The organism is Streptomyces sp. NPDC021212 (assembly GCF_044332925.1).
Classification (GTDB): domain Bacteria; phylum Actinomycetota; class Actinomycetes; order Streptomycetales; family Streptomycetaceae; genus Streptomyces.
Genome location: NZ_JBIRPZ010000006.1, coordinates 384,055 through 410,855, shown reverse-complemented (window position 1 = coordinate 410,855; position 26,801 = coordinate 384,055). Strand labels below are relative to the sequence as shown.

General features: G+C 73.6%; 23 protein-coding genes and 1 pseudogene. 15 read left to right on the top strand and 9 right to left on the bottom strand.

The features are described from left to right. A complete protein-coding gene (locus ACH4SI_RS19010) occupies positions 1-981 on the top strand; it encodes an acyl-CoA dehydrogenase family protein (protein WP_398296921.1) in 981 nt (326 codons plus the stop codon). Between the two features lie 121 nt (positions 982-1,102). After that, the gene (locus tag ACH4SI_RS19005; RefSeq protein ID WP_398296919.1) at positions 1,103-2,107 is read left to right on the top strand and encodes a LacI family DNA-binding transcriptional regulator; all 1,005 of its coding nucleotides are present in this window, start codon (positions 1,103-1,105) and stop codon (positions 2,105-2,107) included. 9 nt (positions 2,108-2,116) lie between these two features. On the opposite strand, the gene ACH4SI_RS19000 is transcribed toward ACH4SI_RS19005, so the two are convergent. Next, positions 2,117-2,857, bottom strand: a complete 741-nt coding sequence (locus tag ACH4SI_RS19000) for a PaaX family transcriptional regulator C-terminal domain-containing protein (protein WP_398296917.1) — start codon at positions 2,855-2,857, stop codon at positions 2,117-2,119. A gap of 139 nt (positions 2,858-2,996) precedes the next feature. Here ACH4SI_RS19000 and ACH4SI_RS18995 point away from each other — a divergent pair, with 139 nt between their 5' ends. The 4 genes from ACH4SI_RS18995 (at position 2,997) to ACH4SI_RS18980 (ending at position 6,388) form a co-directional block, all read left to right on the top strand. Continuing rightward, on the top strand, positions 2,997-4,652 hold the full coding sequence (locus tag ACH4SI_RS18995) for an acyl-CoA dehydrogenase family protein (RefSeq protein WP_398296915.1): 1,656 nt from the start codon (positions 2,997-2,999) through the stop codon (positions 4,650-4,652). 395 nt (positions 4,653-5,047) lie between these two features. Beyond that, a complete protein-coding gene (locus ACH4SI_RS18990) occupies positions 5,048-5,182 on the top strand; it encodes a hypothetical protein (protein WP_398296913.1) in 135 nt (44 codons plus the stop codon). A 193-nt stretch (positions 5,183-5,375) separates the two neighbouring features. Beyond that, the gene (locus tag ACH4SI_RS18985) at positions 5,376-5,567 is read left to right on the top strand and encodes a hypothetical protein (RefSeq protein WP_398296911.1); all 192 of its coding nucleotides are present in this window, start codon (positions 5,376-5,378) and stop codon (positions 5,565-5,567) included. A 50-nt stretch (positions 5,568-5,617) separates the two neighbouring features. Next, on the top strand, positions 5,618-6,388 hold the full coding sequence (locus tag ACH4SI_RS18980; protein WP_398296909.1) for a DUF4239 domain-containing protein: 771 nt from the start codon (positions 5,618-5,620) through the stop codon (positions 6,386-6,388). 13 nt (positions 6,389-6,401) lie between these two features. Here ACH4SI_RS18980 and ACH4SI_RS18975 read toward each other — a convergent pair whose 3' ends face one another. Beyond that, on the bottom strand, positions 6,402-7,253 hold the full coding sequence (locus ACH4SI_RS18975; protein ID WP_398296907.1) for a metallophosphoesterase family protein: 852 nt from the start codon (positions 7,251-7,253) through the stop codon (positions 6,402-6,404). Between the two features lie 110 nt (positions 7,254-7,363). On the opposite strand from ACH4SI_RS18975, the gene ACH4SI_RS18970 reads away from it, so the two are divergent. Together ACH4SI_RS18970 and ACH4SI_RS18965 are read left to right on the top strand one after the other, a co-directional pair. Next, on the top strand, positions 7,364-7,822 hold the full coding sequence (locus ACH4SI_RS18970) for a universal stress protein (RefSeq protein WP_398296905.1): 459 nt from the start codon (positions 7,364-7,366) through the stop codon (positions 7,820-7,822). Between the two features lie 101 nt (positions 7,823-7,923). Then, the gene (locus ACH4SI_RS18965) at positions 7,924-8,160 is read left to right on the top strand and encodes a dodecin (RefSeq protein ID WP_398296903.1); all 237 of its coding nucleotides are present in this window, start codon (positions 7,924-7,926) and stop codon (positions 8,158-8,160) included. A gap of 1 nt (position 8,161) precedes the next feature. On the opposite strand, the gene ACH4SI_RS18960 is transcribed toward ACH4SI_RS18965, so the two are convergent. From ACH4SI_RS18960 to ACH4SI_RS18940, 5 genes are all read right to left on the bottom strand, one after another. Then, positions 8,162-9,229, bottom strand: a complete 1,068-nt coding sequence (locus ACH4SI_RS18960; protein ID WP_398296901.1) for a phosphatidylinositol-specific phospholipase C domain-containing protein — start codon at positions 9,227-9,229, stop codon at positions 8,162-8,164. A 131-nt stretch (positions 9,230-9,360) separates the two neighbouring features. Next, positions 9,361-11,193 (bottom strand): transketolase, encoded by a 1,833-nt coding sequence (locus ACH4SI_RS18955; RefSeq protein ID WP_398296899.1) that lies wholly within the window; start codon positions 11,191-11,193, stop codon positions 9,361-9,363. A 59-nt stretch (positions 11,194-11,252) separates the two neighbouring features. Further along, positions 11,253-12,563 (bottom strand): NAD(P)/FAD-dependent oxidoreductase, encoded by a 1,311-nt coding sequence (locus ACH4SI_RS18950; protein WP_398296897.1) that lies wholly within the window; start codon positions 12,561-12,563, stop codon positions 11,253-11,255. A gap of 106 nt (positions 12,564-12,669) precedes the next feature. Next, positions 12,670-13,863, bottom strand: coding sequence for an FAD-dependent monooxygenase (locus ACH4SI_RS18945; RefSeq protein ID WP_398296895.1), 1,194 nt, complete (start codon positions 13,861-13,863; stop codon positions 12,670-12,672). A 137-nt stretch (positions 13,864-14,000) separates the two neighbouring features. Beyond that, positions 14,001-14,867 (bottom strand): Fpg/Nei family DNA glycosylase, encoded by an 867-nt coding sequence (locus ACH4SI_RS18940; protein WP_398296893.1) that lies wholly within the window; start codon positions 14,865-14,867, stop codon positions 14,001-14,003. A gap of 172 nt (positions 14,868-15,039) precedes the next feature. Here ACH4SI_RS18940 and ACH4SI_RS18935 point away from each other — a divergent pair, with 172 nt between their 5' ends. The 3 genes and pseudogenes from ACH4SI_RS18935 to ACH4SI_RS18925 all read left to right on the top strand — a co-directional run bounded on the left by ACH4SI_RS18935 (position 15,040) and on the right by ACH4SI_RS18925 (position 18,797). Then, positions 15,040-16,329, top strand: a complete 1,290-nt coding sequence (locus tag ACH4SI_RS18935; protein ID WP_398296891.1) for a hypothetical protein — start codon at positions 15,040-15,042, stop codon at positions 16,327-16,329. A 122-nt stretch (positions 16,330-16,451) separates the two neighbouring features. After that, a pseudogene (locus ACH4SI_RS18930) lies at positions 16,452-17,207 on the top strand (LacI family DNA-binding transcriptional regulator); the annotation flags it as partial. A 144-nt stretch (positions 17,208-17,351) separates the two neighbouring features. Next, positions 17,352-18,797 carry a lipase maturation factor family protein gene (locus ACH4SI_RS18925; protein WP_398296890.1) on the top strand — a complete coding sequence of 482 codons (1,446 nt, stop codon included), beginning with the start codon at positions 17,352-17,354 and terminating at the stop codon, positions 18,795-18,797. An 18-nt stretch (positions 18,798-18,815) separates the two neighbouring features. Here the strand turns inward: ACH4SI_RS18925 and ACH4SI_RS18920 are convergent, their stop codons facing one another. Continuing rightward, positions 18,816-19,136 (bottom strand): hypothetical protein, encoded by a 321-nt coding sequence (locus tag ACH4SI_RS18920; RefSeq protein WP_398296889.1) that lies wholly within the window; start codon positions 19,134-19,136, stop codon positions 18,816-18,818. Between the two features lie 839 nt (positions 19,137-19,975). Between ACH4SI_RS18920 and ACH4SI_RS18915 the strand changes: the two genes are divergently transcribed. From ACH4SI_RS18915 to gntA, 3 genes are all read left to right on the top strand, one after another. Beyond that, positions 19,976-23,851, top strand: a complete 3,876-nt coding sequence (locus ACH4SI_RS18915; RefSeq protein WP_398296888.1) for an HAD-IC family P-type ATPase — start codon at positions 19,976-19,978, stop codon at positions 23,849-23,851. A 169-nt stretch (positions 23,852-24,020) separates the two neighbouring features. Beyond that, the gene (locus ACH4SI_RS18910) at positions 24,021-24,149 is read left to right on the top strand and encodes a hypothetical protein (protein WP_398296887.1); all 129 of its coding nucleotides are present in this window, start codon (positions 24,021-24,023) and stop codon (positions 24,147-24,149) included. Between the two features lie 221 nt (positions 24,150-24,370). After that, positions 24,371-25,129 carry a guanitoxin biosynthesis heme-dependent pre-guanitoxin N-hydroxylase GntA gene (gene gntA / locus ACH4SI_RS18905; protein WP_398296886.1) on the top strand — a complete coding sequence of 253 codons (759 nt, stop codon included), beginning with the start codon at positions 24,371-24,373 and terminating at the stop codon, positions 25,127-25,129. An 89-nt stretch (positions 25,130-25,218) separates the two neighbouring features. On the opposite strand, the gene ACH4SI_RS18900 is transcribed toward gntA, so the two are convergent. Then, positions 25,219-26,235: a cation diffusion facilitator family transporter gene (locus ACH4SI_RS18900; protein WP_398296885.1), complete on the bottom strand. Its 1,017-nt coding sequence runs from the start codon at positions 26,233-26,235 to the stop codon at positions 25,219-25,221. Between the two features lie 310 nt (positions 26,236-26,545). Here ACH4SI_RS18900 and ACH4SI_RS18895 point away from each other — a divergent pair, with 310 nt between their 5' ends. Beyond that, positions 26,546-26,800 (top strand): hypothetical protein, encoded by a 255-nt coding sequence (locus tag ACH4SI_RS18895; protein ID WP_398296884.1) that lies wholly within the window; start codon positions 26,546-26,548, stop codon positions 26,798-26,800. The last annotated feature ends 1 nt before the right edge of the window (position 26,801 follow it).

Here is a 26,801-nt window from a genome sequence, read left to right as displayed (position 1 = left end):
ATGAGATTCCTGCTGGACGAGGCCCAGAGCGAGTTCGGCCGCACCCTCGACCGGATGCTCGGCGCCGCGGACACTCCCGGCGCGGCGCGGGCATGGGCGCGCGGGGAGCACGCGCCCGGGCGGGCGCTGTGGGGGCGGCTCGCCGAGGCCGGGGTGACCGCGCTCACCGTACCGGAGGCGTACGAGGGGGTGGGGCCGCTGCCGGTGGAGCTGGCCGTGGCCTGCGTCGAGCTGGGGCGGCACGCCGTGCCGGGGCCGTGGGCCGAGACGGCCGCGGCGGCGGTGCTGCTGACGGCGTCCCCCGCGGCCGGGGACTGGCTGCCCCGTATCGCCTCCGGGCAGGCCATGGTCACCGTGGCGATGGCCGACGGCGGTCCGTACGCCCTGGACGCGGACGCCGCCGACGCCGTCCTCGCCGTCCGCGGCGAGGAGTTGTGGCTGGCCCCGGGGCACGGCCCGGTGCGGGCCTCCCTCGACCCCGCCCGGCGCCTCGCCCCGCCGCTGCCGGGCGGCGAGCCGCTGGCGCGGGGCGCGACCGTCGCCGCGGCCGCCGCGCGCGCCGCGGACTGGGCCGCCCTCGCCACGGCCGCCCAGTCCCTCGGCGCCGGGCTCGCGCTGCTGGACCGGACCGTGGCGTACGTCAAGCAGCGCACCCAGTTCGGCCGCGCGATCGGCTCGTTCCAGGCGGTGCGGCACCAGTTGGCGGATGTGCTCATCGGGCTCGCGTTCGCCCGCCCGCTGCTCCACGGGGCCGCGGTCGCGCTCGCGGCGGGCGGACCGGGGGCGGGGCCCGAGGTCGCCGCCGCCAAGGTGGCGGCGGGCGACGCGGCGTACGCGGCCGGGCGTACCGCCCTCCAGCTGCACGGCGCGATCGGCTACACGGACGAGTACGACCTGTCGCTGTGGATCCGCAAGGCCCGCGCCCTGCGGGGCGCCTGGGGCGCGCCCTCGCTCTGCCGCGCCCGCGTGCTCGCGCCCTGAAGCCGCTCCTGTCCTGAAGCCGGTCGCGTCCCGGAGCCGGAGGAGTGTCATCCGCTCCGCATCCTGATCCATGCTGTACCGACGAGCAGCGGCGGCGAAGCGAACAGCGAGGTATGCCCGGATGCACCGGCCCCGGCCCACCCTGGAGAGCGTGGCCCGGCACGCGGGCGTCTCGCGCGCCACGGTCTCCCGTGTCGTCAACGGCTCGACCACGGTGGCCGAGGACAGCCGCGCGGCGGTGCTGCGGGCCGTCGAGGAGCTGGGGTACGTCCCCAACCAGGCGGCCCGCAGCCTGGTGACCCAGCGCGCCGACTCGTTCGCACTCGTCCTGCCCGAGGAGCCGGGCCGGGTCTTCTCGGACGACCCGTTCTTCCCCGGGGTGGTGCGCGGCGTCGGCCAGGAGCTGGAGGACGCGGACAAGCAGCTGGTGCTGATGATGGCCCGCTCCCCCGCCGGCCGGGAACGCATCGAGCGCTTCGCCCTGGCTCGCCACGTCGACGGGGTCATGGTCGCCTCCGTGCACGGCGCCGACCCGCTGCCCGCCGCGCTGGCCCGCATGGGCGTTCCGGTGGTCTGCAACGAACGGCTGCTGGGCCCGACCGCGCTGCCGTACGTGGGCGTCGACAACGCCGGGGGCGCGGCCCTCGCCGTGAGGCATCTGCTCGGCTCGGGCCGCACCCGCGTCGCCACGGTCGCGGGCCCGCAGGACATGGTGGCCGGCATCGACCGGCTGACCGGCTACCGGACGGCGCTGGCCGAGGCGGGGCGGGAACCGGTGGTGGCGGCCGGGGACTTCACGCAGGAGTCGGGCGCGGCCGCGATGCGGGAGCTGCTGAGGCGGGAGCCGGAGCTGGACGCCGTCTTCGTGGCCTCCGACCTCATGGGCCTCGGGGTGCTGCGGACCCTGCGGCAGGCCGGGCGGCGGGTGCCGGAGGACGTGGCGGTGGTGGGCTTCGACGATGTGGAGGCGGCGCGCTACGCGGACCCGCCGCTGACGACGGTGCGGCAGCCGATCGCGGAGATCGGGCGGCGGCTGGCGCGTCAGCTGCTGCGGCTGGCGGGTGGGGAGGCGATCGAACCGGCGGTGGTGCTGAACGTGGAACTGGTGCTGCGCGGCTCGGCGTAGCCGAGGCGGTCACTGGGCGGTGTACTGGCGCAGTTGCCCGCGGAAATCCCGCTCGAACGCGTCGTACCGCACCCGCAGGTCGGTGCCCGGCCAGCCTTCCGGCAGCAGTTCGTCCGGCAGCACCGGGTCCGTCAGCAGGTGCCGCAGCACCGCCGCCGCCACCGTGAAGCGGTCGGCCGGGCTCCGCGCCGCGTCCAGGGCGGCGGCGAGGCGGCGGGCCCGGTCCGCCCAGCCCGGCAGGTCCCAGAGCCGGGCCGCGAGGGCGGCCGGGTCGTCCTCCGGGGCGGCGGTGAAGCAGCCGCACTGCTCGGCGACCACGGGCGGGCGGGGGCGGACGAGGTTGGCGGGGCGCAGCCAGGTGCCCTCGCGGAGTTCGCCGAGCCGCAGCGCGGCCATCGCCTGGCGGAGCGCGGCGCGCTCGGAGGCGGGGCGGCGGTCGGAGGTGACGACGGCGATCTCCCAGGTGCCGTCCCAGCGCCGGGTGCGGGGCGCCCGGCTGTCGTCCTGGCGGGCCTGGCGGGCGAGCAGCCGTTCGGTGAGCCGGTAGGCGCCGCCGTGTTGTTCGAGGTCACCGGCGGCCACCATCCGGGTGAGGGCGACCCGCACCGTCCCCTCGGCCGTGCCGAACAGCGCGCCGACGCGGACGAGCGCGCGGACCGGCAGCTGCGGCGGATGGTGGCCCAGCAGGGTGCTGAGCACGATCGAGCGCGCCGTCAGGGGGCGCAGCGTGAGCGTTCCGGTGTCATCCATGGCTGTGCGGAACCCTATCCATCACCGCTCCTCCACCTATCATTACAGTTTTCCATCACGCATACTGGAATCGTAAGGAACCGAAAAACGGTCAAGACGGCCCCGGCCGGCACCGCGGCGACCTCAGGAGACGCTTGCCATGAGCGCGACGCACGAAGTCCTCAACCAGGCTCCGCCCCTCGCCGGCTTCAGCACGGCCGACGACCCCGCCCTGCTGGAGGCCCTGCGCCGGGACGGCGCGGAATGGGCCGAGCCGCGGGTGCGGGAGGTGGGCGCCCGGGCCGGTTCCGCCGAGGTCCAGGACTGGGCGCGGATGGCGGAGGAGCACCCTCCGGTGCTCCACACCCATGACCGCTACGGCCACCGGATCGACGAGGTCGAGTACCACCCCGCCTACCACCGGCTGATGTCCGTCGCCGTGGAGAGCGGCCAGCACGCGGCGGCCTGGGCCGAGACCCGCCCCGGGCGGCACCTGGCCCGCGCGGCCACGTTCTACGCCTTCGCCCAGGCCGAGCCCGGCCACGGCTGCCCGATCTCCATGACGTACGCCGCGGTCCCGGCGCTGCGCGCCGAACCGGAGCGGGCCGCCGTGTACGAGCCGCTGCTGACCGCCCGCACCTACGACTTCGGGCTGCGCGCGCCGCTCACCAAGCGCGGGCTGATCGCGGGCATGTCGATGACCGAGAAGCAGGGCGGTTCGGACGTACGCGCCAACACCACCGAGGCCACCCCCGTGGCCGGGGACGACGGCACGTACCTGCTCACCGGCCACAAGTGGTTCACGTCCGCGCCGATGAGCGATGTGTTCCTGACGCTGGCGCAGGCCCCCGAGGGGCTGACCTGCTTCCTGGTGCCGCGCGTCCTGCCGGACGGCACCCGCAACGCCCTGTACCTCCAGCGGCTCAAGAACAAGCTCGGCAACCGCTCCAACGCCTCCTCCGAGATCGAGTACGACCGCGCCACGGCCTGGCGGATCGGCGAGCCGGGGCGCGGGGTGCGGACCATCGTCGAGATGGTCAACGTGACCCGGCTGGACTGTGTGATCGGCTCGGCGGCGGGCATGCGCGCCGGGCTGCGGCAGGCGCTGCACCACTGCGAGCACCGCCGGGCCTTCGGCGCCGAGCTGATCGACCAGCCGCTGATGCGCAACGTGCTGGCCGATCTGGCGGTCGAGTCGGAGGCGGCCACCACGCTCGCGATGCGGCTCGCGGCGGCCCTGGACCACGCCGAGGCCGGGGACACGGGCGAGGCGGCGCTGCGCCGGCTGGGGCTCGCGGTCAGCAAGTACTGGGTGTGCAAGCGCGGCGCCACCCACACCGCCGAGGCCCTGGAGTGCCTGGGCGGCAACGGCTATGTGGAGGACTCCGGCATGCCGCGCCTGTACCGGGAGGCGCCGCTGCAGTCGATCTGGGAGGGCTCGGGGAACGTCGCCGCGCTCGACGTGCTGCGCGCGCTCGGCCGGGAGACGGGCGCGCTGGACGCCTTCCTCGCCGAGGTGGACGCCGCCGCCGGGGCCGACGCGCGGCTGGACGCGGCCGTGGCCCGGCTGCGCGCGCTGCTGCCGCAGCTCGCCGATCCGCAGCGGGCACAACTGCTCGCGCGCCGCCTCGCCGAGCAGATGACCCTGGTCCTCCAGGGCAGCCTGCTGGTGCGCTACAGCCACCCGGCGGTCGCCGACGCGTTCTGCGCCTCCCGGCTCGACGGGGACTGGGGGCACGCCTTCGGCACCCTGCCGCCGGGGACGGACACCGGCCCGATCCTGGACCGGGCCCGCCCCAAGGACCTCCGGATGTAAACCTCACCCTCCAAAATCTCCCTATTATTTCCCCTATTCGAGCGTATTTTTGGGCGCATACGGCTGACAGCGGCCCGTTCAGCCGAATATCTCCTCGTGAATCGATGGCATCGCGCATGGCGGGCGGGGGCCCTGACCACGGCCCTGCTGCTCGCCTCGACGGGGGCGACGGCCTTGGCCGACGGGGGTGGTGACGGCCAGACGGCCGCCACCACCGCCCCGCGGGGGACGCTCGACGTCCGGGACGGGGCGGGGACGGGGGACGGGGGTGCGGAGCATGGACCGCGTACGAGGGTGAGGCTGCGGCTGCGGGTCCAGATCGGCCCGGGGTTCTGCGTGTGCGTCAGGGCGTCGGTGGCAGCGCGGCGGGACTGGCTCAGGTTCCAGTACGGCTGGTGCCCGCCGCCCAAGCCCAAGCCGACCCCGACGCCTACCCCCACGCCCAAACCGACCCCGACCCCGACGCCCACTCCCACGCCCACGCCAAGCCCCACACCGACGCCGAGCCCGTCACCGACGCCGACCCCTGAGCCGAGGCCGACGCCCACGCCGAGCGCGTCGCCGTCGGCCACCCCGGTGCCGAGCCCCACGCCGACGCGCGCCCCCGCGCCCACGCGGTCGGCAGGGCCCGTTCCCGTGCCCGCCCCGTCCGTGCGGCGCCCCGCGCCGCCGGTCCCGGTCGCTCCGCCGACCAGGCCCCCCGAGCCTCCGGCGCCGCCCACCATGTCGGCTCCCGCGCCGAGCGAGACCCACCGCGTCGAGGTGCACGCGTATCAGAAGCCCGCGCGCCACGCACCCGACGGCGGGACCTCCTTGGTCACGTTCACCCTGCTGCTCACCGCGCCCGCGGTCCTCACGGCCGCCGCGCTCCGCCCCCGCTCGCGCTCCGGGTCGCGCGGCGGACGACGCGGCTGACCCGCCCACACCGCCGGCCGTTCCCGGCCGATCCGTACCGGAGGTTCCCCATGCCCCAATGGCTGACTCTGATTCTTCTGATGGCCGGGATCTGCGCGGCCGTCGTCGTCCTCGCGATCCTCAACGCCCGCCGCCTGGGCGACGACGACGATACGAGCGAGACCCCCGATGTCCTCGACTACATGATCATGATGATCGGCGTGGTCTACGCGATCGTGCTGGGCCTGGCCATCGCCGGGGTCTGGGAGGCCCGCGGCGCCGCCCAGGACGGCGTGCGGACGGAGGCGCAGGCGCTGCACGAGGTGAGCGAGCGGGTGGGCGTCTACCCCCAGCCGGTGCGCGACCGGATCCGCGACGACGTCGACGCGTATGTGAACCACGTGGTGTCCCGGGAGTGGAAGGTGATGGTCGACAAGGGCGAGCTGACCGACCGGGGCACCGATCTGCTGGCCAGGCTGCGGCACGACGTCACCATGGCCAAGCCGCAGTCCGACCTCCAGTCGCAGGCGTACCAGCCGCTCGTGGACCAGGTGGCCGCCGTCGACGACGCGCGGGGCGCCCGCCGGCAGAGCGCGGGGCCGACGATGCCCGAGGTGGTCTGGTTCGGACTGCTGTTCGGCGCGGCGCTGGTGATCGGGCTGGTCTTCACCCTGCAGATCCGCCGCTCGCCACGGGAACTGATGCTGGCGGTGATGTTCACCGCCCTCATCGTCTTCCTGCTCTTCCTGGTGTGGGACTTCGACGACCCCTTCGGGCGGACGGTCGGCGACACGACGACGCCCTTCACCGACCTGTTCCCCGGCGCCCGGCGAGGTCTGTGACCCGTTCGCCCGGTCAGGACACCGCCACCGGGAGCACCCGGCGCAGCGGGTCCTCGGGCACCCGGCCGTGGGCCTTCCACTCGCGCGGGTAGCCGACCGAGACCTCCTGGAACTTCACCCCGTCCTCCACCGTGGTCCGGGGGATGTGGAGGTGGCCGTAGACGACGGTCTCGGCGCGGAACCGGACGTGCCAGTCGGCGGTCAGCTCGGTGCCGCACCACAGGGCGAAGTCCGGGTAGCGCAGCACCCGGGTGGGCAGCCGGGTCATCGGCCAGTGGTTGATGAGCACCGTCTTCAGCGCCGGATCGCAGGCCGCGAGCCGGGCCTCGGTCTCGGCGATCCGGGCGCGGCACCAGGCGTCGCGGGTGGGGTAGGGGTCGGGGTGCAGGAAGTGCTCGTCGGTGCAGACGACGCCCTCGTCGTGGGCGTGGGCGAGGGCGGCCTCCTTGGTGGTGAGGCCGTCGAGGCGGAAGGTGTAGTCGTAGAGCAGGAACAGCGGGGCGATGGTGAGCGGCCCGCCGATGCCCTCCCACACCGGGTACGGGTCCTCGGGCGTGACGATGCCCTTGCTCCGGCACATCTCCACCAGCGCCTCGTAGCGCGCCACGCCCCGGGCCTCCACCGGGTCCTTGGGGTGGGTCCACAGCTCATGGTTGCCCGGCGACCAGATGACCTTGGCGAAGCGCTCGCTCAGCAGCCCCAGTGCCCATTCGATGTCGGCGAAGACCTCGCCGACGTCCCCCGCGACGATCAGCCAGTCGTCCTCGGAGCCGGGCCGCAGCCGCTCCACGATCGCCCGGTTCTCCTCGTAGGCCACGTGCAGGTCACTGATGGCGAGTAGTTCGCCCCGGTGCGTGCCGCCCATTGTTTCTCCTGTCGTACGGTCGGCGGTCATGTTGCGGTAGCGGCGTGGTCACGCCGCAGGACGGACCGGGTGATCACCGGTTCGTCCATGGCGCTAGCCTCGCAGATGTGATGGACAAACTTCCCGCGGCCTTCGAGCGCGGAACTGACGGTCCGAAGGTTATCGTGGCCGGCCTGGACGGCTCGGAGACGTCCTGGCGTGCCGTCGCGTACGCCGCGGGGCTGGCCAGACGGCAGAACGCGCTGCTCGTCGTGGTGTACATACAGCCCGTGATGGCGGCCGGGGCGGCGCTGGGCGCCTCCGTGGCGGACACCACGGGTGAGGTGGCCGAGGAGCTGCTGCAGGAGATGCGGGAGGCGACCGAGCGGCTGCGCGGGGTCTTCGAGGTGCGCTGGGAGTTCCACACCTTCCGCGGCGATCCGTACAACGGCCTGGTGACGGCGGCGGACGAGGTGAAGGCCGACGCGGTGGTGGTCGGCGCGTCCGAGCAGGCGGGGCATCGCATCGTCGGCTCGGTGGCGGTCCGGCTGGTCAAGGCGGGGCGCTGGCCGGTCACGGTGGTGCCGTAGCGCACCGGGCGGGGCGGCCGCATCCGGCTCGCGGACCGGGACGGGGTGAGGCACCGTGGGGAGAGGAACCATCGGACCGCCCCAGGACCGGGGAGACTGCCATGTCCCATACCTATCGGGTGACGGAGATCGTCGGCTCGTCCACCGAGAGCGTCGACGACGCGATCCGCAGCGGCATCGGCCGCGCCTCGAAGACGCTGCGCAATCTGGACTGGTTCGAGGTCGGCGCCGTGCGCGGGCACATCGAGAACGGCCGGATCGCGCACTACCAGGTGGGGCTGAAGGTCGGATTCCGGCTGGAGGACACCGACGAAGGCTCCGGTGATCTGCCCGGCTGATTCAGCCACGGGGGACGACGGCGGACAGCACGGACGGCAGCGGATACCAGTCGGCGGTCGCGAGGCTGGCGTGCCGCGCGGCGAGGTCGTTCACCCGCGCCCGCGCCTGGGCTTCGGTGGGGCGGGTGCCGTCGATGGCGGGCGCGACGTTCTGCGCGTCCGTCATGATCAGGATGTAGTGGCGGGTGTCGTACCAGGCGGTGTCGATGTTCCCGGTGACGTACGCGGAGGCGTCGCCGTCGAAGAACACGAACCACGGGCGGATCGCGGCGTCCTGGTAGCGGGTGCGCGGGTCGCCCGCGGCGGCGGTGTGGACGGCGGGGAAGGCGGCCGCCTCGCGGAGCCTTCCGGCGGCGGCGAGATCGCGCAGATGGGTGGCGTACTCGCGGTCGGTCCACAGGGTGTCGAGCGGGTTGTTCTCCTCGACAGTGCCCGGGATCAGCTCGACGATGAACTTGCCCGCGAGCGCGGACCGGGACGGCCAGGCCCCGGCCCGTACCGCCTCGTCCAGGTCGGGGTGAGCGCCCACCACGTCCGCCGGGCGCAGCAGCGCGTCGCCGAGCGTGCGGGACAGGAGCGCGTCGAGGTCGTCGGGGCCGCGGCCGCTCTTGTCGTAGAAGCCGTCCTTCAGCTCCGTCTTGATGACGATGGGCCGGTGGCCGGGGTGGGCGTCGTGCCACGCCTTCATGTCGGCGAGGCAGCCGGCCAGGCTCTGGTTGCGGGCCTTGGTGCGCAGTTCGGCCGGGCCCGCGGCGTTCTCGCAGTTGTTGTCGTTGCCGAGCGGGTTGCTGTGCGAGACCCGCCACCCGGCGCCGAACGCGTTGGTCCACACGTCGAGTTCGAGGAGGGAGGCGCCGGAGTCGAGCGCGTCGGCGAAGTACGGGTACTTGGCCTTCTCGTACGCGTTGTGCACGCCCACCCCCGTGGTGGCGGCGTACGACGGCTCGGCCGCGGCGGCCGGGCTCGCGCCCGCCGGTGCCGTCAGACACAGTGCGGCGGCCGCCGCGGCGACCGCCACCGTACGCGTGTGCCGCGCCCTGCCGGACGCGGATCCCCCCGAGTTGCCCATCCGACCCCACCCCTGCCGCTGCCATCAGAACTGGGCAGCAGCGTACGGGAGGGTCCCCCGGGTGACGAGAGGAACTTCGTCACATGGGGGTGTTCTGGGGTGGGTTGGGGTTCGTCCCTCCTCAGGACGGCTCAGGCGGCGATGAGTTCGCGGGCCGCCGCGGTGATCGCCTCGGCGTCGATCCCGGCCTGGTTCAGCTGCTCGGCCGGGGTGCCGGACACCGGCATGTTCCGTACGGCGAGCCGCACGATGCGGGGCGCCGGGCTGCCGTCGGCGAAGGCACCCTGGACGGCATCGCCCACACCGCCCTCGGGGTGGTGGTCCTCGATGGTGATCAGACGGCCCGTCACCTCGGCGGCGGTGCGCAGCGCCTCGGCGTCGACCGGCTTGAGCGAGTACAGGTCGATGACGCGGGCGGAGATGCCGTCCTGGGCGAGCCGGTCGGCGGCGGCGATGGCCTCGTGGACGGTGACTCCCGCCGCGACGAGGGTGACGCGGTCGCTCTCGGTGGCGCGCAGGATCTTCGATCCGCCGATGGGGAAGCGCTCGGAGGACGGGTAGATGACGGGCGTTCCGCCGCGCGAGGTGCGCAGGTAGCGGATGCCCGACAGCTCGGCCATGGTGGCGGTCAGCTGGGCCGTCTGGTTGGCGTCGCACGGGTAGAGCACGGTGCTGCCGTGCACCGCCCTCATCGCCGCCAGGTCCTCCAGGCCCATCTGCGAGGGCCCGTCCTGGCCGATGGCGACCCCGGCGTGCGAGCCGATCAGGTTGAGGTTCGCGCGGCTGACGGAGGCCATCCGGACGAAGTCGTAGGCGCGGGTGAGGAAGGCGGAGAAGGTGCAGGCGTACGGGTTCCAGCCGCGCGTCTGCATGCCCACCGCGGCCGCCACCATCTGCTGTTCGGCGATGTAGAACTCGAAGTAGCGCTCGGGGTGTTCCTTGTGGAAGTACTCCAGCCGGGTCGAGTCGCCCACCTCGCCGTCGAGCGCCACCACATCGCCGCGTGCGGTGCCGACGGCGGCCAGCGCCTCGCCGAACGCGTCGCGGGTGGGGACGGTGTCACCGGTGTTGAAGCGCGGCAGGCTCAGCGGGCCTTCGGACGCGGGCCGGGTGGGCTGCTCCGCGGGCGGGCCGAGCACCGGCACCGCCATGTTCCGTACGCCGCCGAGTTCGGCGATGGCCTCCTCGGGGTCCTTCAGCGGCTTGCCGTGCATGCCCTCGTGGTTCTCCACGGAGGCGACGCCGCGGCCCTTCTGGGTGCGGGCGATGATGGCGGTGGGGCGGCCGACGGTCGACGTCGCCTCGCCGTAGGCGCGGTCGATCGCTTCGATGTCGTGCCCGTCGACCTCGATGGTGTGCCAGTCGAAGGCGCGGATGCGGCGGGCGTAGGCGTCGAGGTCCCACTGGTGGCGGGTGGGTCCGCGCTGGCCGAGCCGGTTGACGTCGATGATGGCGGTGAGATTGTCGAGCCGTTCGTGGCCCGCGTGCTCGAATGCCTCCCACACCGAGCCCTCGGCCATCTCGCTGTCCCCGCACAGCACCCAGACCCGGCTGGAGACATGGTCGAGCCGCTTTCCGGCCAGCGCCATGCCGACGCCGTAGGGCAGCCCCTGGCCGAGCGATCCGGTGGCCACGTCCACCCAGGGCAGTTCGGGGGTGGGGTGGCCCTCCAGCCGGCTGCCCAGCTTGCGGAAGGTGAGCAGTTCCTCGTCCTTGAGGGCACCGGCCGCCTTGTAGACCGAGTACAGCAGCGGCGAGGCGTGCCCCTTGGAGAAGATCAGGTGGTCGTTGCCCGGGTGCTCCGGCTTTTCGAAGTCATAGCGCAGATGGTTGCCCATGAGGACGGCCATCAGGTCCGCCGCCGACATCGACGACGTGGGGTGGCCGGATCCGGCGGCTGACGAGGACCGCACGGAGTCCACCCGGAGCTGCTGCCCGAGCTCGCTGAGCTGTTCGTGTCGCATTGTTCTCCTTCCAGGTTTTCCAGCGGCTCAGCCTTCCGGCGGCTCGGCCTTCGGGCGGTTCAGCCGTGGCTGTGCCGCGCGACCTCGGGTGATTCGGTGTCCAGCGGCACCGACCAGGACGGCACCAGGCCGAACTGCACCGCCTGCGGCGGCAGCGCCGCGTCCAGCAGCCAGTCGGCGGCCACCCGGACCCGGTTGCCGGGCATGGCCATCAGGTGGTAGCCGCGGGTGACCGCGTTGGCCGCGGGGCCGGCCAGCGGGATGTGCAGCGGATCCGCCGCCGCCTGTACCCCGCCGAGGTCGACCGTGAACCCCAGGTCGTGGTGTTTGTACGGGCGCGGGGCACCGCGCCCGAGGGAGGCGAGGATGTTGTGGGCCGCCACCTTGCCCTGGCGCTGCGCGTGCTGCGCGGTCATCGCCGTGAACTCGCCCGGCCGGGTCAGATCCGGCACCGCGGCGGCGTCCCCGCAGGCCAGCACCTCCGGATGGCCGGGCACGGTCAGGTACTGGTCGACCCGCAGCCGTCCCTGTTCGGTGGCCAGCCCGAGGTCCTTCACCAGCGGGTCGGGGCGTACGCCCACGCACCAGATCAGCGACCGGGTGTCGATGAACTCGCCGTCGTCGAGCAGCACCCCGTCCGAGGTGGCCTCCTTCACCGAGGTGCCCAGCCGTACGTCCACCCCGCGCCGCCGCAGCACCCGGTCCGCGGTACGCGACAGCCGTGTCTCGAGGCCGGGCAGCACCCGCTTGGCCACGTCGAGCAGCATCCAGCGGGGCTTGGGCCCGTTGCGCAGCGCGGTGTTCCGCCGGGCGAGCGCGTCGGTGAACAGCGCGCCGTGGGCCGCGACTTCGGTTCCGGTGTATCCGGCGCCCACGACGACGAAGGTGCGGCGCGCGGCCCGCTCGCGGGGGTCGTCTGCGTTGCCCGCCATCTCGATCTGGCGGGTGACGTGGTCCCGCAGGTACAGGGCCTCGGGCATGCCGCGGAAGCCGTGCGCGTGCTCGGCGACGCCCGGGATGGGCAGCAGCTTGTTGACGCTGCCGACCGCCAGGACGAGCCGGTCGTAGCCCATTTCGCCGCGGCTTCCCTCGGGGTCGGTCCACGTGACCCGGCGGCCGGTGAGGTCGACGGAGTCGACGTTGCCCAGCACCAGCCGGACGTGCGGCAGGGTGCCGGTGAGGGACACCGACACCCGGCGGGGCTCCAGGACACCGGCGGCCACCTCGGGGAGGAGCGGCAGATACAGAAAGTAGTCGTTGGGGTTGATCAGGACGATCTCCGCCGCGCGCCGCAACGAGCGCGACAGCGTGCGGGCGGCCTGGTAGCCGGCGAAGCCGGCCCCCACGATCACGATGCGTACTGGGCTCACACGGAACTCCCGGGCGTGACGAGGGCAGAGCGCTCCAAGTGCCCGTACAGGCCGAGGCCAAACCTGGGGTGGCGGCCGGCCTCGGCCCGGTGGACAATCCGGCCTGTTATGCGCGGACCGGCTCGTCCCAGTCGATGCGGTAGCCGGTCAGCCAGTCGTCGCCGGTGCTGCCCGCGCGGTCGAGCCTGCGGGGCATCGTGGCGTCCCGCAGGGCCCGCTTGACCGGCCCGGGGGCGTTGCGGCGGGCCAGCCCCGCGCTGTTCGCGGCCACCTTCTCGACCCGTTCGCGGCGCAGCCCCTCGTACGCGGCGAACGCCGACCGCGGGCCGGGCAGATCGCGCAGGCACTTGGCCAGCACCACGCCGTCCTCGATGGCCATCGAGGCGCCCTGGGCGGCGTTGGGCGCACAGGCGTGGGCCGCGTCCCCCACGATGACCATGCCCTCCTCGGACCAGATGGGGGTGGAGACGAGGTCGTACGCGGCGGTGGCGACGATGCTCTCGCCGGTGGCGCGGACGATGTCGGCGGCCGGGGTCTGGTCCTCGGCGAACAGCTCCGTCAGCCGCTCCCGCCACTGCCCGGGGGTGACGGCGGCCAGCTCCGCCTTGGACAGTTCGGCCGCCGGCGCGTTGGAGAACCACCACACCTCGCCGTCGGGCGCCGCGGTGCAGCCGAAGAACGCCTGCTTGCCGAAGACCATCGTGTAGGTGTCCGGGGCGGGCGGCGCGGTGGCGTCGCGGGTGTAGCCGCACACCGTGTGCTGTCCGGTGTAGCGGGGCCGGGGCGCGCCCGCGTCGATGGTCCGGCGGATGAGGGAGTGGATTCCGTCGGCGCCGATCAGGACGTCGCCCACGGCCCGGCCGCCGTCCGCGAAGGACCCCACGACGCGGCCGTCCGGGCCGGTCTGGGCGGCCAGCAGCCGCTTGCCGTACTCGATGCGCACGCCGCGGCGCCCCGCCTCCTCGCGCAGCACCCGGGCCAGTGTGGCGCGCCTGATCGTGACCGCCCCGAGGCCGCCGTCCCGCACACCGGCCATCGGCTTGTCGCCGAGCCGTTTGCCGGTGTTGCTGATGAACTCGACGCGGGTGGCCGGAAAGGCGTGCTCCAGGACCGGTTCGTGGGCGTCGATGGTGCGCAGCGCCTCCAGGCCGTTGTTCGCGACGACGAGGAACGCACCGCCCGTGTCGGTGGCGTCCGGAGGGTACGCCTCGTGGACGACCGCGTCGATACCCGCCTTGTGCAGGGCCATCGCGGTGACCGTACCGGCGATGCCGCCACCGATGATCAGAGCCTTGGTCATGGTGCTCCGTGACAGAGGGTCGGTAAAAGGTGACAGCACCATAGGGCCCGGACGCGGGTCCCGGGGAGGGTTCGCCAAGGCCGGTACGGCAGTGCTATGCGCGGCGGGCCGGTGCGAGCGGGCCCCTGCGTGCGGGCCTATTTGAGCAGCCGCGACATCCGGCGGTCGGCGAGCGGTTTGCCGCCGGTCTGGCAGGTGGGGCAGTACTGGAGCGAGGAGTCCTTGAAGGACACCTCGCGGACGGTGTCGCCGCACACCGGGCAGGGCTCGCCGGTGCGGCCGTGCACCCGCATCCCGCCGCGCTTCTCCGCCTTGAGGTCCCCGGCCGCGAGGCCCTGGGAGCGTTCGACGGCGTCGCGCAGGGTGGCGCCCATCACCTCGTACAGAACGGTGATCTCCTCCTCGGTGAGGTCCGAGGCGAGCCGGTAGGGCGACATGCGGGCGGCGTGCAGGATCTCGTCGGAGTAGGCGTTCCCGATCCCGGCGATGACGCTCTGGTCGCGGAGCACCCCCTTGATCCGGTGGCGTACGCCGCGCAGCAGCCCGGCGAACGCCTCCGGGGTGAAGGAGGCGTCGAGCGGGTCGGGGCCGAGGCGGGCGATGCCCGGCACCTCGCCGGGGTCGCCCACGCAGTACACGGCCAGCCCCTTGCGGGAGCCCGCCTCGGTGAGGTCGAAGCCGGAGCGCTCCGGTCCGGAGAGCAGCAGCCGCAGCGCCAGCGGGCCCCGGCCGGGGCGCGGCGGGGCCTCGGGCAGCCCGTCCTTCCAGCGCAGCCAGCCCGCCCGGGCGAGGTGGATCACCAGGTGGGGGCCGTCGGTGGCCAGGTCGAGGAACTTGCCGTGGCGGCCGGCCGCGGTGACGGTGCGGCCTTCGAGGCTGGTCAGCGGCGGGTCGTACGTCTTCAGCACGCTCACCGCGACGGGCAGGACGCGGGCGATCTCCCGGCCCACGGCGCGGTCGGCCAGGATTCCGGCGAGGGCCTCCACCTCGGGCAGCTCCGGCATGCCACCAGTGTGCCGCGGCACCGGCCGGCGCGCGCCCGGCCGCCCTCGCCCCTCCCCCGTACCACTCCGGGCTGCGGGGTGCGACCCCCTCCCCTACTGTCTCTCTTATCCCTCTACACGCTTGATGCCTTGTTTGCCCCATACATCTCATTGCCCCGCACGGAGAGTCCCCATGCCCGACACCGGACAGCGTGAGCGGTCCGTACCGCAGTACGAGCCGTACGAGGCCCATGAGGCGTACGAAGGGGGCAGCCCCGAGGCCGAACGGCTGCTCTTCGACAAGCTGGCGCGCGAGCTGCTGGGCGTCCAGCGGGCGCACCAGCAGGCGTCGGGCGCCGCCCAGCTGCTGCGCACGTTCCACGCGAAGGCGGCGCTCGGCGTGGAGAACGCGCGGCTGCGCTTCCACGACAGCCTTCCGCCCGAGCTGTGCGTGGGGTACGCCCGGCCGGGCGCCACCTATCCGGCCGTGGTGCGGCTGTCCAACGAGAGCGGCACCGAGCGCCACGACGCCACTCCCGATCTGCGCGGGATGGCGGTCCGGGTCCAGGCCGCCCCCGGGGAGAGCCACGATCTGCTGGCCACCAGCTTCCCGGTGTCGCACGCCGCCGACGCACGGGAGTTCGTGGCCTTCGCCAAGGCCACGGCGGGCGCGGACACCACCGTCGAGAGGGCGTTCGGGCTCTTCGTCAGGCTGCCGCTGGCCGTCGGCTGGGGGGCCGCCGACCGGATGCGCCGCAACGTGCACACCGCCACCCGTTACGCGGTCGGCTCGCTGGCCCGCGAGACCTTCTGGAGCCGGGGCGCGATCCTGTGGGGCGCGGCCGGGCCCGTGCGCTACCAGCTGCGCCCGGCCCCCGGCGGCACCCCCGCGCCGTTCCCCGACAGCTCCGACCCGGACTACCTCCGCCATGAGCTGACGATGCGGCTGGCCACCGGCGATGTGTGCTTCGAGCTGTGCGTGCAGCGCTACGCGGACGAGCGCCGCACCCCGGTCGAGGACGGCTCGGTGGAGTGGCGGGAGGGCGACGCGCCCGTCGTCCCGGTGGCGCTGCTGACCGTACCCCGCCAGGATCTCGACACCGCCGAGGCGCGGGCGGCGGCCCACCGGGTCGAGCAGCTCGCGTTCAACCCGTGGCACACCACGGAGGAGTTCCGGCCGCTGGGCAACCTCAACCGGGCCCGCAAGGCGGCGTACGAGGCGGCCGCCGCGCACCGTCTCGGGCTGTGCGCGGCCGCCGCGCCGCCGCCGCGCGGCACCCTCCTCGGGGCGCCGGTGCGGGCCGGGGCGCGCCTGGCCTTCGGCCTGGTCGACCGCTGTGTGCCGTGGCACCGGCTGCCGGTGCCGCCGGGGCTGCTCGACCTGGCCGCGCTGCGCCGGACGCTCCGGCGGCTCCGTCCCGCCGACGTCGGCGTACGCGAGGGCGCCGACGCACGCGGAGCCCCGCCGCCGCCCGCTCGCTGACCGCCGCCGCGGCCCGCTGGACCGGTTCACCACCGCGATATCGTGTGGCGGTTCACCCGGGCCGGACACGGGGGCGGTCATGGACAGCGAGGCCGGGTCGGACCGGGGGGCGGCGCGTCACCATACGGGACGTGGCCGCGCGCGCCGGAGTCTCCAAGGGCGCGGTCTCCCTCGCCTTCAACGACCGGCCCGGGGTCTCCCCCGCCACCCGGGACCGCATCTTCGCGGCCGCCCGCGACCTGGGCTGGGCACCCCATCTCTCGCCCGCTCGCGTGCTGGTCGAGCGCTCCTGCTCGTTGCTGCTGCGGCTGGTGCGGGACGTCGAGGAGGAGATCGCGGTCCAGGAGGCGTGGTGGCGCGGGCGGCAGGTGGGCGGCTCGATCCTGGTCGACCTGCGCTAACGCGATCCGCGCGTCCCCGCGCTGCGGCGGCTCGGACTGCCCGCCGTCGCCGCCGGACATCCGTCCCTGGCGGGCGGGCTCACCTCGGTGTGGACGGACGCCGTGACGGCGGCGGGCGAGGCGGTGCGCTATCCGGCGGCCCTCGGCCACCGCCGGATCGCCCGGGTGGGCGGCGTGCCGGCGCTCGGTCACAGCACCGTGCGTACGGCGGCCTTCGAGGCCAACTTGGGCGCATTGGGACTCGGGGCCGGGCGCACGGTGGCCACGGACTTCTCCGGCGAGGAGGGCGCGCGGGCCACCCGTGCCCTGCTGGCCTCGGGCGACCGGCCGACGGCGATCATCTACGACAACGACATCATGGCGGTGGCCGGGCTGTCGGTGGCGGCCGAAATGGGGCTCGCGGTCCCGGCGGATGTGTCGCTGCCGGCATGGGACGACTCCCAGCTGTGCCGGCTGACGCATCCGACGCTGTCGGCCACGGCGCCGCCACCGGGGCGGCGGGCCTGAACCGGTTCAGGCGCCCCACCGGGCCCCGAATGCTCCGCCGCGCTGCGGGCACTCGCCGAAGGTGGTACGGATAGCCGCAGGCCGCGGCGGCAACAGGCCCAGGGAGCAGCCCTTATGGAGTGGTTCACCTCATCCGGCTACTGGCTGAGCCGGCTGGTCTTCCAACGGGGGCTGGCCGCCATCTACCTGATCGCCTTCCTGACGGCGGCCACCCAGGGCCGGGCCCTGATCGGCGAACGGGGACTCACCCCGGTGCCCCGGTTCCTCGCGCGGGTGCCGTTCCGCCGCTCGCCCAGCCTCTTCCATCTGCACTACTCCGACCGCTTCTTCACCGCCCTGACCTGGCTCGGCGCCGCGCTGGCCGCCGCCGTGCTGGCGGGGGCCGCCGACGAGGTGCCGCTGTGGGCCGCGATGGCGGCGTGGCTGGTGCTGTGGCTGCTGTATCTGTCGATCGTCAACGTGGGGCAGGTGTGGTACGGCTTCGGCTGGGAGTCGCTGCTGCTGGAGGCCGGTTTCCTGGCCGTGTTCCTGGGAAACGAGCGCACGGGCCCGCCTGTCCTGATTCTTTGGCTGCTGCGCTGGCTGCTGTTCCGGCTGGAGTTCGGCGCCGGGCTCATCAAGATGCGCGGGGACCGCTGCTGGCGCGATCTGACCTGTCTGTACTACCACCATGAGACCCAGCCGATGCCCTCCCCGCTGAGCTGGTACTTCCACCATCTGCCGAAGCCGCTGCACCGGGTGGAGACGGCGGCCAACCACGTGGCCCAGCTGGTCGTCCCGCTGGCCCTGTTCACCCCGCAGCCCGTCGCGAGCGTGGCCGCGGGCATCATCGTGGTCACCCAGCTGTGGCTGGTGGCCTCCGGCAACTTCTCCTGGCTGAACTGGGCGACCATCCTGCTGGCCCTCTCCGCGGTCGACGGGCGGATGGCCGCCGAGGTGCTGCCGCTGCCGGCGCCGCCCCCGCTCGCCGCTCCCCCGGTCTGGTACGAGGTCCTGGTGGCGGCGGCCTTCGTCCTCGTCGTGGTGCTCAGCTACTGGCCCGCCCGCAATCTCCTCTCGGGCCGCCAGCTGATGAACTACTCCTTCAACCCACTCCATCTGGTCAACACCTACGGGGCCTTCGGCAGCGTCAACCGCAGCCGGCAGGAGGTGGTGATCGAGGGCACCGACGAATCCGTGCTCACCCCGGACACCGTGTGGAAGGAGTACGAGTTCCGGGGCAAGCCGGGCGATGTGCGCAGGATGCCGCGTCAGTTCGCGCCGTACCACCTGCGGCTGGACTGGATGATGTGGTTCGCCGGGATCTCCTCGGCGTACGCCGGGTCGTGGTTCACCCCGCTCGTCGGCAAGCTGCTGGTCAACGACCGGGCCACGCTGAAGCTGCTGCGCGCCTCCCCCTTCCCGGACGCGCCGCCCACGCACATCCGGGCCCGGCTGTACCTCTACCGCTTCACCACCCGGCGGGAGCGGCGCGCCGGTGGCGGGTGGTGGCATCGCACCCTGATCGGCGAGTTCCTGCCGCCGGTCCGGCTGGAGGAGATGGGCCCGCCGGGCCGGTGACGACGTCGGGGAACGGCGTTACGCGGCCGCGCCCTTCACGTTCGGCGTCTCGGCTCCCGGCGGCGGGTTGCGCAGGACGGCGTAGCCGAGGCCGACGCCCACCGCGATCGGCCATTCCAGTACGCCCGCGATGCCCATCGCGCCGAGGCCGACGTAGAGCGGAAGCCCGCCCTTGGCGGGCAGCACCCGCCGCGCGGTCTTGATCGGCATCGCGGCGACGTTCGCCGTGGCCATCGCGGCGCGCGGAACGGTGAACGTGACGGTGCGGTCGCCGTTCTTCGCGCGGGACCGCCCTGCCTTGCGGGTGTCGGTCGTCTTGGATGTCGTGGCTGCGCTCACGCCTTCCTCCTTCTGGCCGCCCCTTTTGTTTCTTTTTCGGGTAATTAGGTAAATGTACTGCCATTTGGGACTTTCGGCGACCGAGGGAGCGCGGCCGGTGCTGCCATTTGCGATGCTGTCCGATCTCGTCTCCCTGCCGGGCCGCAGCATCAGCGGGGTGCGGCTGCGCCTCGCGGACGCCGCCCACGTGCTGCGGGACACCGGTGAGCGGCGCACCCGCCGCAGGGTGTGGGCGCGGGCGGGCCGGGCGCATGTGGAGGTGCGGGGGCTCACCGGGCACGGGGAGGCGCATGACCGGCTGGCCGGGCATCTGACGGCCGCGCTGCGCCGCCTGCACGGCGTCAACTGGGCCGAGGTGAACGCGGCCGTGGGCCAGGTGCTGATCGACTACGACGAGGACCATCTCGGCGCCGACGATGTGTTGGAGCTGATCGAGCACATCGAGAAGGCGCACGGGAGCGACACGGACTCCTTCCCCGGCGATCGCCCGTATCCGCCGTACGACACCGCCCCCGCCACGCTGGCCGCCACCGCCCTCGTCGCCGACTGCGTGGGCCTGGTGACGGCCACGGTCCGGCGCGTGACGCTGCTGCCCGCGCTCACCCCCGCGCTGCGGCTCCCGGTGGTGATGGCCGAGATCCAGCCGCGGCTGCGCGGCCTGCTGGAGTCCCGGCTCGGCCACGCCCACGCCACCCTGCTGCTCGGCGTGTCGAACGCGGCGGTACACGCGCTGACCAGGGGGGGAGGTCCCGCTGGCCCTGGACGCGCTGCAGCGCCTCCTGCAACTCGCCGAGATCCGCGGCCGGCAGGCCGTGTGGCAGCTCCGCGAACCCGCTCTGGTGCCCGGCTCCGACGGGCTGCCGCCGCGCTCGCGTCCCGCCGCTCCGCGCCCGGCGCCGCTGCCCGCCGGACCGATCGAGACCTGTGTCGACCGCACCTCCCTCGCGTCCCTGATCGGGGCGGGCGGGCTGCTGGCCTGGAGGCGGGACCCGGCGCGGGCCGCGGAGGCGATCCTGGCCACCGTGCCGAGGGCCGCCGCCGCGGGCCGCGAGGCGTTCGCCGCCCGGCTGGGCGACGCCCTGGCCCGCGAGGGCGTGGTGCCCATGAACGGCGCCGCGCTGCGGCTGCTGGACCGGATCTCGGCGGTCCTGATCGACTCGGGGGTGCTGTGCACCCACTGCCCGCGGCTGCTGTCGGTGGTCACCGTCGGCGACCTGGACGAGGCCGGGGCGTGGAGCGCCGCGCAGTCCGTCCTGGACCGCCGCTCGCTGCCGGAACTCTCCGGCGGGGGCCCCTGGACCCGCGGCGCCTGGCGGCTGGAGCGGCCGGACGACGTCCCCGCGGCACACCCTTCGAGTCCGACGGCGATGACCGTGGACCTGTGCGACCCGCACGGGCGGCGGCAGGCGCGGGTCCGCGTCGGCTGCGAACTCGACCCGCTGGCCGACGCCGTGGTGGCCGCCGCCCGCGTCGGCACGGACCGGCTGGTGCTCACCGAGCACGCGAGCGCGGAGGAGATCGCCCCCTGGGCGGACGAGCTGCTCGCCCGCGACACGCCGCTGCTCGACCGGGTGCGGCGGCTGCAGACCGACGGCAACGGCGTGTTGCTGATCAGCGCCGAGGAGGACCAGGCGCTGGGCGCGGCCGACCTCGGCATCGGCGTCGTACGGCGCGGCGAGGCACGGGTGTGCTGGTCGGCGGATCTGCTCTGCGGCCCCGGGCTCGCCCAGGCATGGCGCGTACTGCGGGCGATGGAGGACGCGCGCGGGGTCAGCCACCGATCGGCCCGGCTGTCGATGGGCGGCTCCGCGCTCGGCGCGCTCATCGCCGCCGCGGGCACCCGGCCCACGGCGGTCGGGTTCGTGACCTCCCCGGTCTACAGCGCGGCCTTCCTGGCCGTGCTCGGGGGGATCGGCGCGGCGCGCCGGGTGCGGCGCCGCCCGCTGCCGGCGGAGCGAGTCCGCGGCAACTGGCACACGCTGGGGGCGCGGGAGACGCTGAGCGTGACCCGCACGTTCCAGGAGTACCGGACGGAGCCGTCGGCCTCCGGCGTGTCGCACTTCGAGGGGGCCGAGGCGGCGACACGCCCGGTGTGGGCGGCCGGGATGCGCCCGGTGCGCAAGGCCGCGGGGATGGTCGTACGGGCCGGGGCCGCGGGCGTCGCCGCCTCTCCCGTCGGCGCGCTGACCCGGGACGCCACGGCGCTGGTCGGCGCGGTGCGCGAGGAGCTGCGCGATCCGCTCACCCCCGTGCTGGCGCTGGGCGCCGCGGCGTCCGCGGCGGTGGGGTCCGGGGTGGACTCCCTGCTGGTCGCCGGCGTCATGGCGGGCAACGCGGTGATCAGCGGCGCGCAGCGGCTGCGGGCCGACCGCTCGCTGCGCGGGCTGCTGCTGAGCGAGCAGCGGCACGCCCGGCTGGTCGACTGGGCGCCCACGATGTCCCTGGCGGACGGGATGGCGGTGGACCGCGAGGCGTTCTTCACCGGGCTGGCCACGGCCCCGGCGCGGCGCGTGCCCGCCGAGGACCTGACGGTCGGCGACATCATCGCGCTGCGGCCCTCGGACGTCGTACCGGCCGACGCCCGGTTGCTGGTGAGCGACCGGATGGAGCTGGACGAGGCCGGGCTCACCGGCGAGTCGGGGCCGGTCGCCAAGGACCCCGCCGCCACGCCCGGCGCGGATCTGGCGGACCGATCCTGCATCGTCTACCAGGGGTGCACCGTGCTGGCCGGGACCGGCTACGCGGTGGTCGTGGCCGCCGGATCGCAGACGGAGGCGGGACGCGCCGCCGCACTGGCCGGGCGCGCCACCGCTCCCCTCGGCATCGAGGGCCGGCTCGCCGCGCTGACCAGGATCGCGCTGCCCGCCACCGGGCTCGGCGGCGCCGCTGTCACCCTGCTGGGACTGCTGCACGGGACGCCGGTGCGCGAGGCGCTGGCCACCGGGGTGGCGGTCGCGGTGGCCGCCGTGCCCGAGGGGCTGCCGCTGGTGGCCACCGTGGCGCAGTCCGCCGCGGCGCGCCGGCTGGGACGCCGCGGGGTGCTGACCCGCTCGCCGCGGGTGCTGGAGGCGCTGGGCCGGGTCGACACGGTGTGCTTCGACAAGACCGGCACGCTGACCGAGGGGCGGCTGTCCGTGTCCCGGGTGGCGGCCTACGATCACGACCTGCCGATCGGCGGCCCCCTGGGCCGCCGGCTGCTGCGCACCGCGGCGCGGGCCTGTCCCGGCCCCGACGGCGGCCGGGCGCTGGCCCACGCCACCGACCAGGCCGTGGTCGACGCGGCGGCCGTGCACTGCGACGCGGACGACGCCTGGCGGCCGGTGTCCGAGCTGTTCTTCGAGGCGAGCCGCGGGTTCTCGGCGTGTCTGGGCACCGAGTCCGGGCGGCCGCGACTCGCCGTCAAGGGAGCACCCGAGATCGTGCTCGCCCGGTGCGTCTCCGCCCTGGGCCCGGTGGCGACATGCGGCACCGTACCGCTGACCCCCGAGCGGCTGCGCTCCACCGAGCGGCTGCTGTACTCCCTGGCCTCCGACGGGCTGCGCGTCCTGGCGGTGGCCGAGGCCCTGCCCGATACGGCCGAGCCGCCCGACACGCCGGGGGCGAGCCTGGCCGAGCTGGCCCGGGGGCTGACCCTGCTCGGCTTCATCGCCATCGCCGACACCACGCGGCCGGGCGCCGCGGAGACCGTCAAGCGGCTGACCGACGCCGGGGTGAGCATCGCCATGATCACCGGCGATCATCCGACCACGGCCGCCGCCATCGCCCGTGAGCTGGGCATCCCCGATTCCGGCCCGGTGCTCACCGGCGCGGAGCTGGACACCCTGCCGGAGAAGGAGCGGGTCGAGCGGATCTCCCGGACCACCGTCTTCGCCCGGGTCTCGCCCGAGCACAAGGTCCGTATCGTCCAGGCGCTGCGGCAGGCCGGGCGGGTGGTGGCCATGACCGGGGACGGGGTCAACGACGCGGCCGCGATCCGCCTCGCGGACGTGGGCATCGGGCTCTCGGCCCATGGCTCGACCTCGGCCCGGGCCGCGGCGGACCTGGTCCTCACCGATCCGGACCCGACCCGGATCCTCGACGCGCTGCGGGAGGGCCGGTCGCTGTGGCGCAGCGTGCGGGACGCGGTGGCGATCCTGGTCGGCGGCAACGCGGGCGAGGTCGCCTTCACCGTACTGGGCGCGGCGATCGCGGGCCGGGCGCCGCTGGGCACCCGTCAGCTGCTGCTGGTCAATCTGCTCACCGACATGCTGCCCGCGCTCGCCGTCGCCCTGGCCAGGGCCCGGGACGACACGGCCGGGGAGGATCCGCTGGCCGGCGGCCCCTCCCCCGCGCTGCTCGGGTCCGACCTCGGCCGGATCCTTGCCGTGCGCGGCACCGCCACCGCGCTGGGCGCGGCGGCGGCGTGGACGTGCGGGCGGATGACGGGCCGGGCCCGGCGGGCGAGCACCATGGGGCTCGCCGCGCTGGTCGGCACCCAGCTGGGCCAGACGTTCATCACCGACTGGCACAGCCCGCTGGTGCTGGTCACCGGCGTGGCATCGGCGGCCGCCCTGTTCGCCGTCATCGAGACGCCGGTGGTCAGCCACTTCTTCGGCTGCACGCCGCTGGGGCCGATGGCCTGGACGGTGGTGGGCGTGTGCTCGGCCGGGGCGACCCTGGGCGCCGCCGCCGCGCCGCGGCTGCTGTTCTCGCGGCCGGTACCCTGCGCGTTTTAGGGAATCAGGCCCACCGGGGGCTTGTCGTGGTTCACCCGAGTTCACCCGATTTTTACCCTGCGTGCGCCGCCTGCTTGCCCACTCGGATCAGGCTACGGAAATGGAAGCGGATGCCTAGCTTCCGGTGCTCGCCTCCGTAAAGAACTGTTCCGTCCAGTGAGGTAACCCCATGGCCGACATTCTGACGACCGTCCTGGCCAAGCTGGCCCGCATGGCTCTGGAAGCGCTGCTCGCGCAGCTCGCGAAGTCGCTTCTGACCGTCGTGTTCAAGCCGTCGGCCGCCCCGGCCGCCGCCTGAAACGACCGTTATCCGGCGACTGTTCGCCACGAACATCCCCGCGTGGGCGATTTCTACGGCACGAAGCTCGCCACGAATTTCGTTGATTGGCCTCGGCCCGTCACAATCTCCAGGTGACCTTCCCCGTCCTCCAGCGGACTCGGTCCTTCCGGGTACCGCCGGTGAGGGGTGGGCGCTTTCGGATGCGTGAAGGAGATGACCTGCTGCGAGGAGGCACGTAGGTGGAAGAAAGGCTGGCCATGACGGTGGATGCGCGTGGTGAAGTCGAGGAGTTCATCCTCGGGGAACGGTTCGCGTGCCTGGCGGGGCGTTCCGCCTGGCGCCGGGGAGGCATCACTCACCGCCACTATGACCTGCTGGGGGGCGAGGATTCCGCCCGGCTGCTGGCGCTCGATCTCGCGGAGTTCGTGAGTTCGGCGGACTGGAGCGCCCGGACGTTCACGAGTTTCATCGCGACCTTCGAGCAACCGCGCGGGGTCGATGAGCTGCGGTTCGAAGAGCTCCTCTGGCAACAGCTGCAACTGCTCCATGAGCAGGACGCGGATTTCCATCATTGGGCGGAGGGCTATTCGTCCGATCCGCAGTCCCCGGAGTTCGCGTTCAGCGTGGCCGGCCATCCCTTCTTCGTGATCGGCCTGCATGAGACCCACCGCCGGTTCGGCCGCAGGCCGCCCTTCCCGATGCTGGCCTTCAACTCCCACGAACAGTTCGACCGGATCAAGGGCGCCGGGATGTGGGACCGGCTCGCGGAGAAGATCCGCAAGCAGGACATCCAGCTGCAGGGGGACATCAACCCCAACCTGTACGAGTACGAGGAGCTGTCCGAGACCCGCCGGTACTCGGGCCGCCCCAAGCCGGCCGACTGGCAGTGCCCCTTCGCCGCCCGGGAGGCCGCCCGGCAGGCCGAGCTGGAGCATGTGGCGGAGCGGGAGCTGACCGTCTCGGCGGCGGCCGTGTCCGTCACCGGCACCGCCGGCTGAGGTTCCGCGGACCGCGGCTCCGCGGCCGGTGACACCGCTGGGGCCCGGGTGCGGAACTCCGCGCCCGGGCCCCTTGCGCAGCGGTTCCGTCAGTGGTCGTGCGCGGATGCCCGGTGGACCGGGCCGTGGGCGGTCAAGCAGTGCTCGACGAGCGGTTCGTCCGCGCGCCGGTGCTCGTCCCCGTCCGCCCGCGGCCGGGGCGTCAGGGTGTCGAGGTGGTCCACCTGGAGCGTGGTGTGGGTGATGCCGTACTCCTCGCGCAGCACCTCCTCCAGCCCCTCCCGCACCGCGTGGCAGTCGCCCTCCGCAGCGACCAGCACATGGGCGGACAGCGACACCTCACCCGAGGTGATCTGCCAGACGTGCAGATCGTGCACCTCGGCCACCTCGGCGTGGGAGGCCAGCAGGCTCCCGATCTCGTCCGGCTCGACCCCGGCGGGAGCCGCCTCCAGCAGGACGCGCCCGGAGGCACGCAGCAGTTCCACGCCCGCCTTGATCATGAGGACGACCACGATGAGACCGGCGATCGCGTCGGCCCGGGCGAAGCCGGTGGTCACCACGACCAGTCCGGCGATCGCGGTGGCGATGAAGGCGTAGAGGTCGTTCAGCACATGCTGGAAGGCGCCTTCGATGTTCAGCGAGGAGCGGTTCGCCTTCGACATGCACCAGGCCGCCGCGATGTTCACCACGATCCCGGCGAGCGCGACGGCCAGCACCAGACCACCGGTCACCTCGGGCGGATCGATCAGCCGCTCCACCGATTCGAATCCGAGGTATGCGCCGAGCAGCAGCAGGGAAAGCCCATTGGCCTGCGCGGAAAGAATTTCAGACCGCTTGAGCCCATAGGTATAGCCGCCGCGGGCGGGCCGGGCCGAAAGCCGGATCGCGATGAGCGCGAGGACGATCGAGGCGGCGTCGGTGAGCATATGTGCCGCGTCGGACAGCAGCGCCACCGAACGCGCGATCACCCCGATCACGACCTCCACCAGCATGAAACCCGTGATCAGCGCGAGAGCGATGGACAGCCACCGGCGGTCGGCGTTCTCCGCCACACCGTGCGCGTGCCCGCCGTGACCCTCATCGTGTCCGTGCGTATGGGCTCCCACCCGCTCCTCCTCGGATCGCTTCAGGGACAGCCGCAATTGAACAGCACGTCGGAGAATTCTCCAAAGGCTGCAATGGACACGGTTATCAGATGGCATTGCCTCATGAATTCGGCAACGCTTTTCATTGTCACGCCGGGGGAAATACGCGGGGCACCGGGCTCCGGAGGGGGCGTCACCCGGGCGGGCGCCACACGAGTGGCCGATATCCACGGGTCGCTGATGTGTACGAGGCCACGCCGGTGCGGGTGAGGTCGGCGCGAAGGAGGTGACCCCGCGGGGCGCGGCGCGTTGGCCGAACATGACGACGACGATGCGACGCCGTTCTCTCTCGCAGCCGAGCAGAGCGCTGGACCGGAGCACCGAAGGCGGCGGAACGGTTCACCAGACGCTTCACCAGTCGAGCTCCGTACCGATCTACGCGGCGCTGGTCGAGCGCTGGTCGTCCGCGGGGCGGGCGGTGCCCGGGGCGTACGACCGCGAGTGGACCGAACTGGTCAACTGCCCGCCCTGGCCGGACCGGATCCGGGCGGCGACCCGGCCGGCGGCACAGTCCTCCGCGGGCTGAG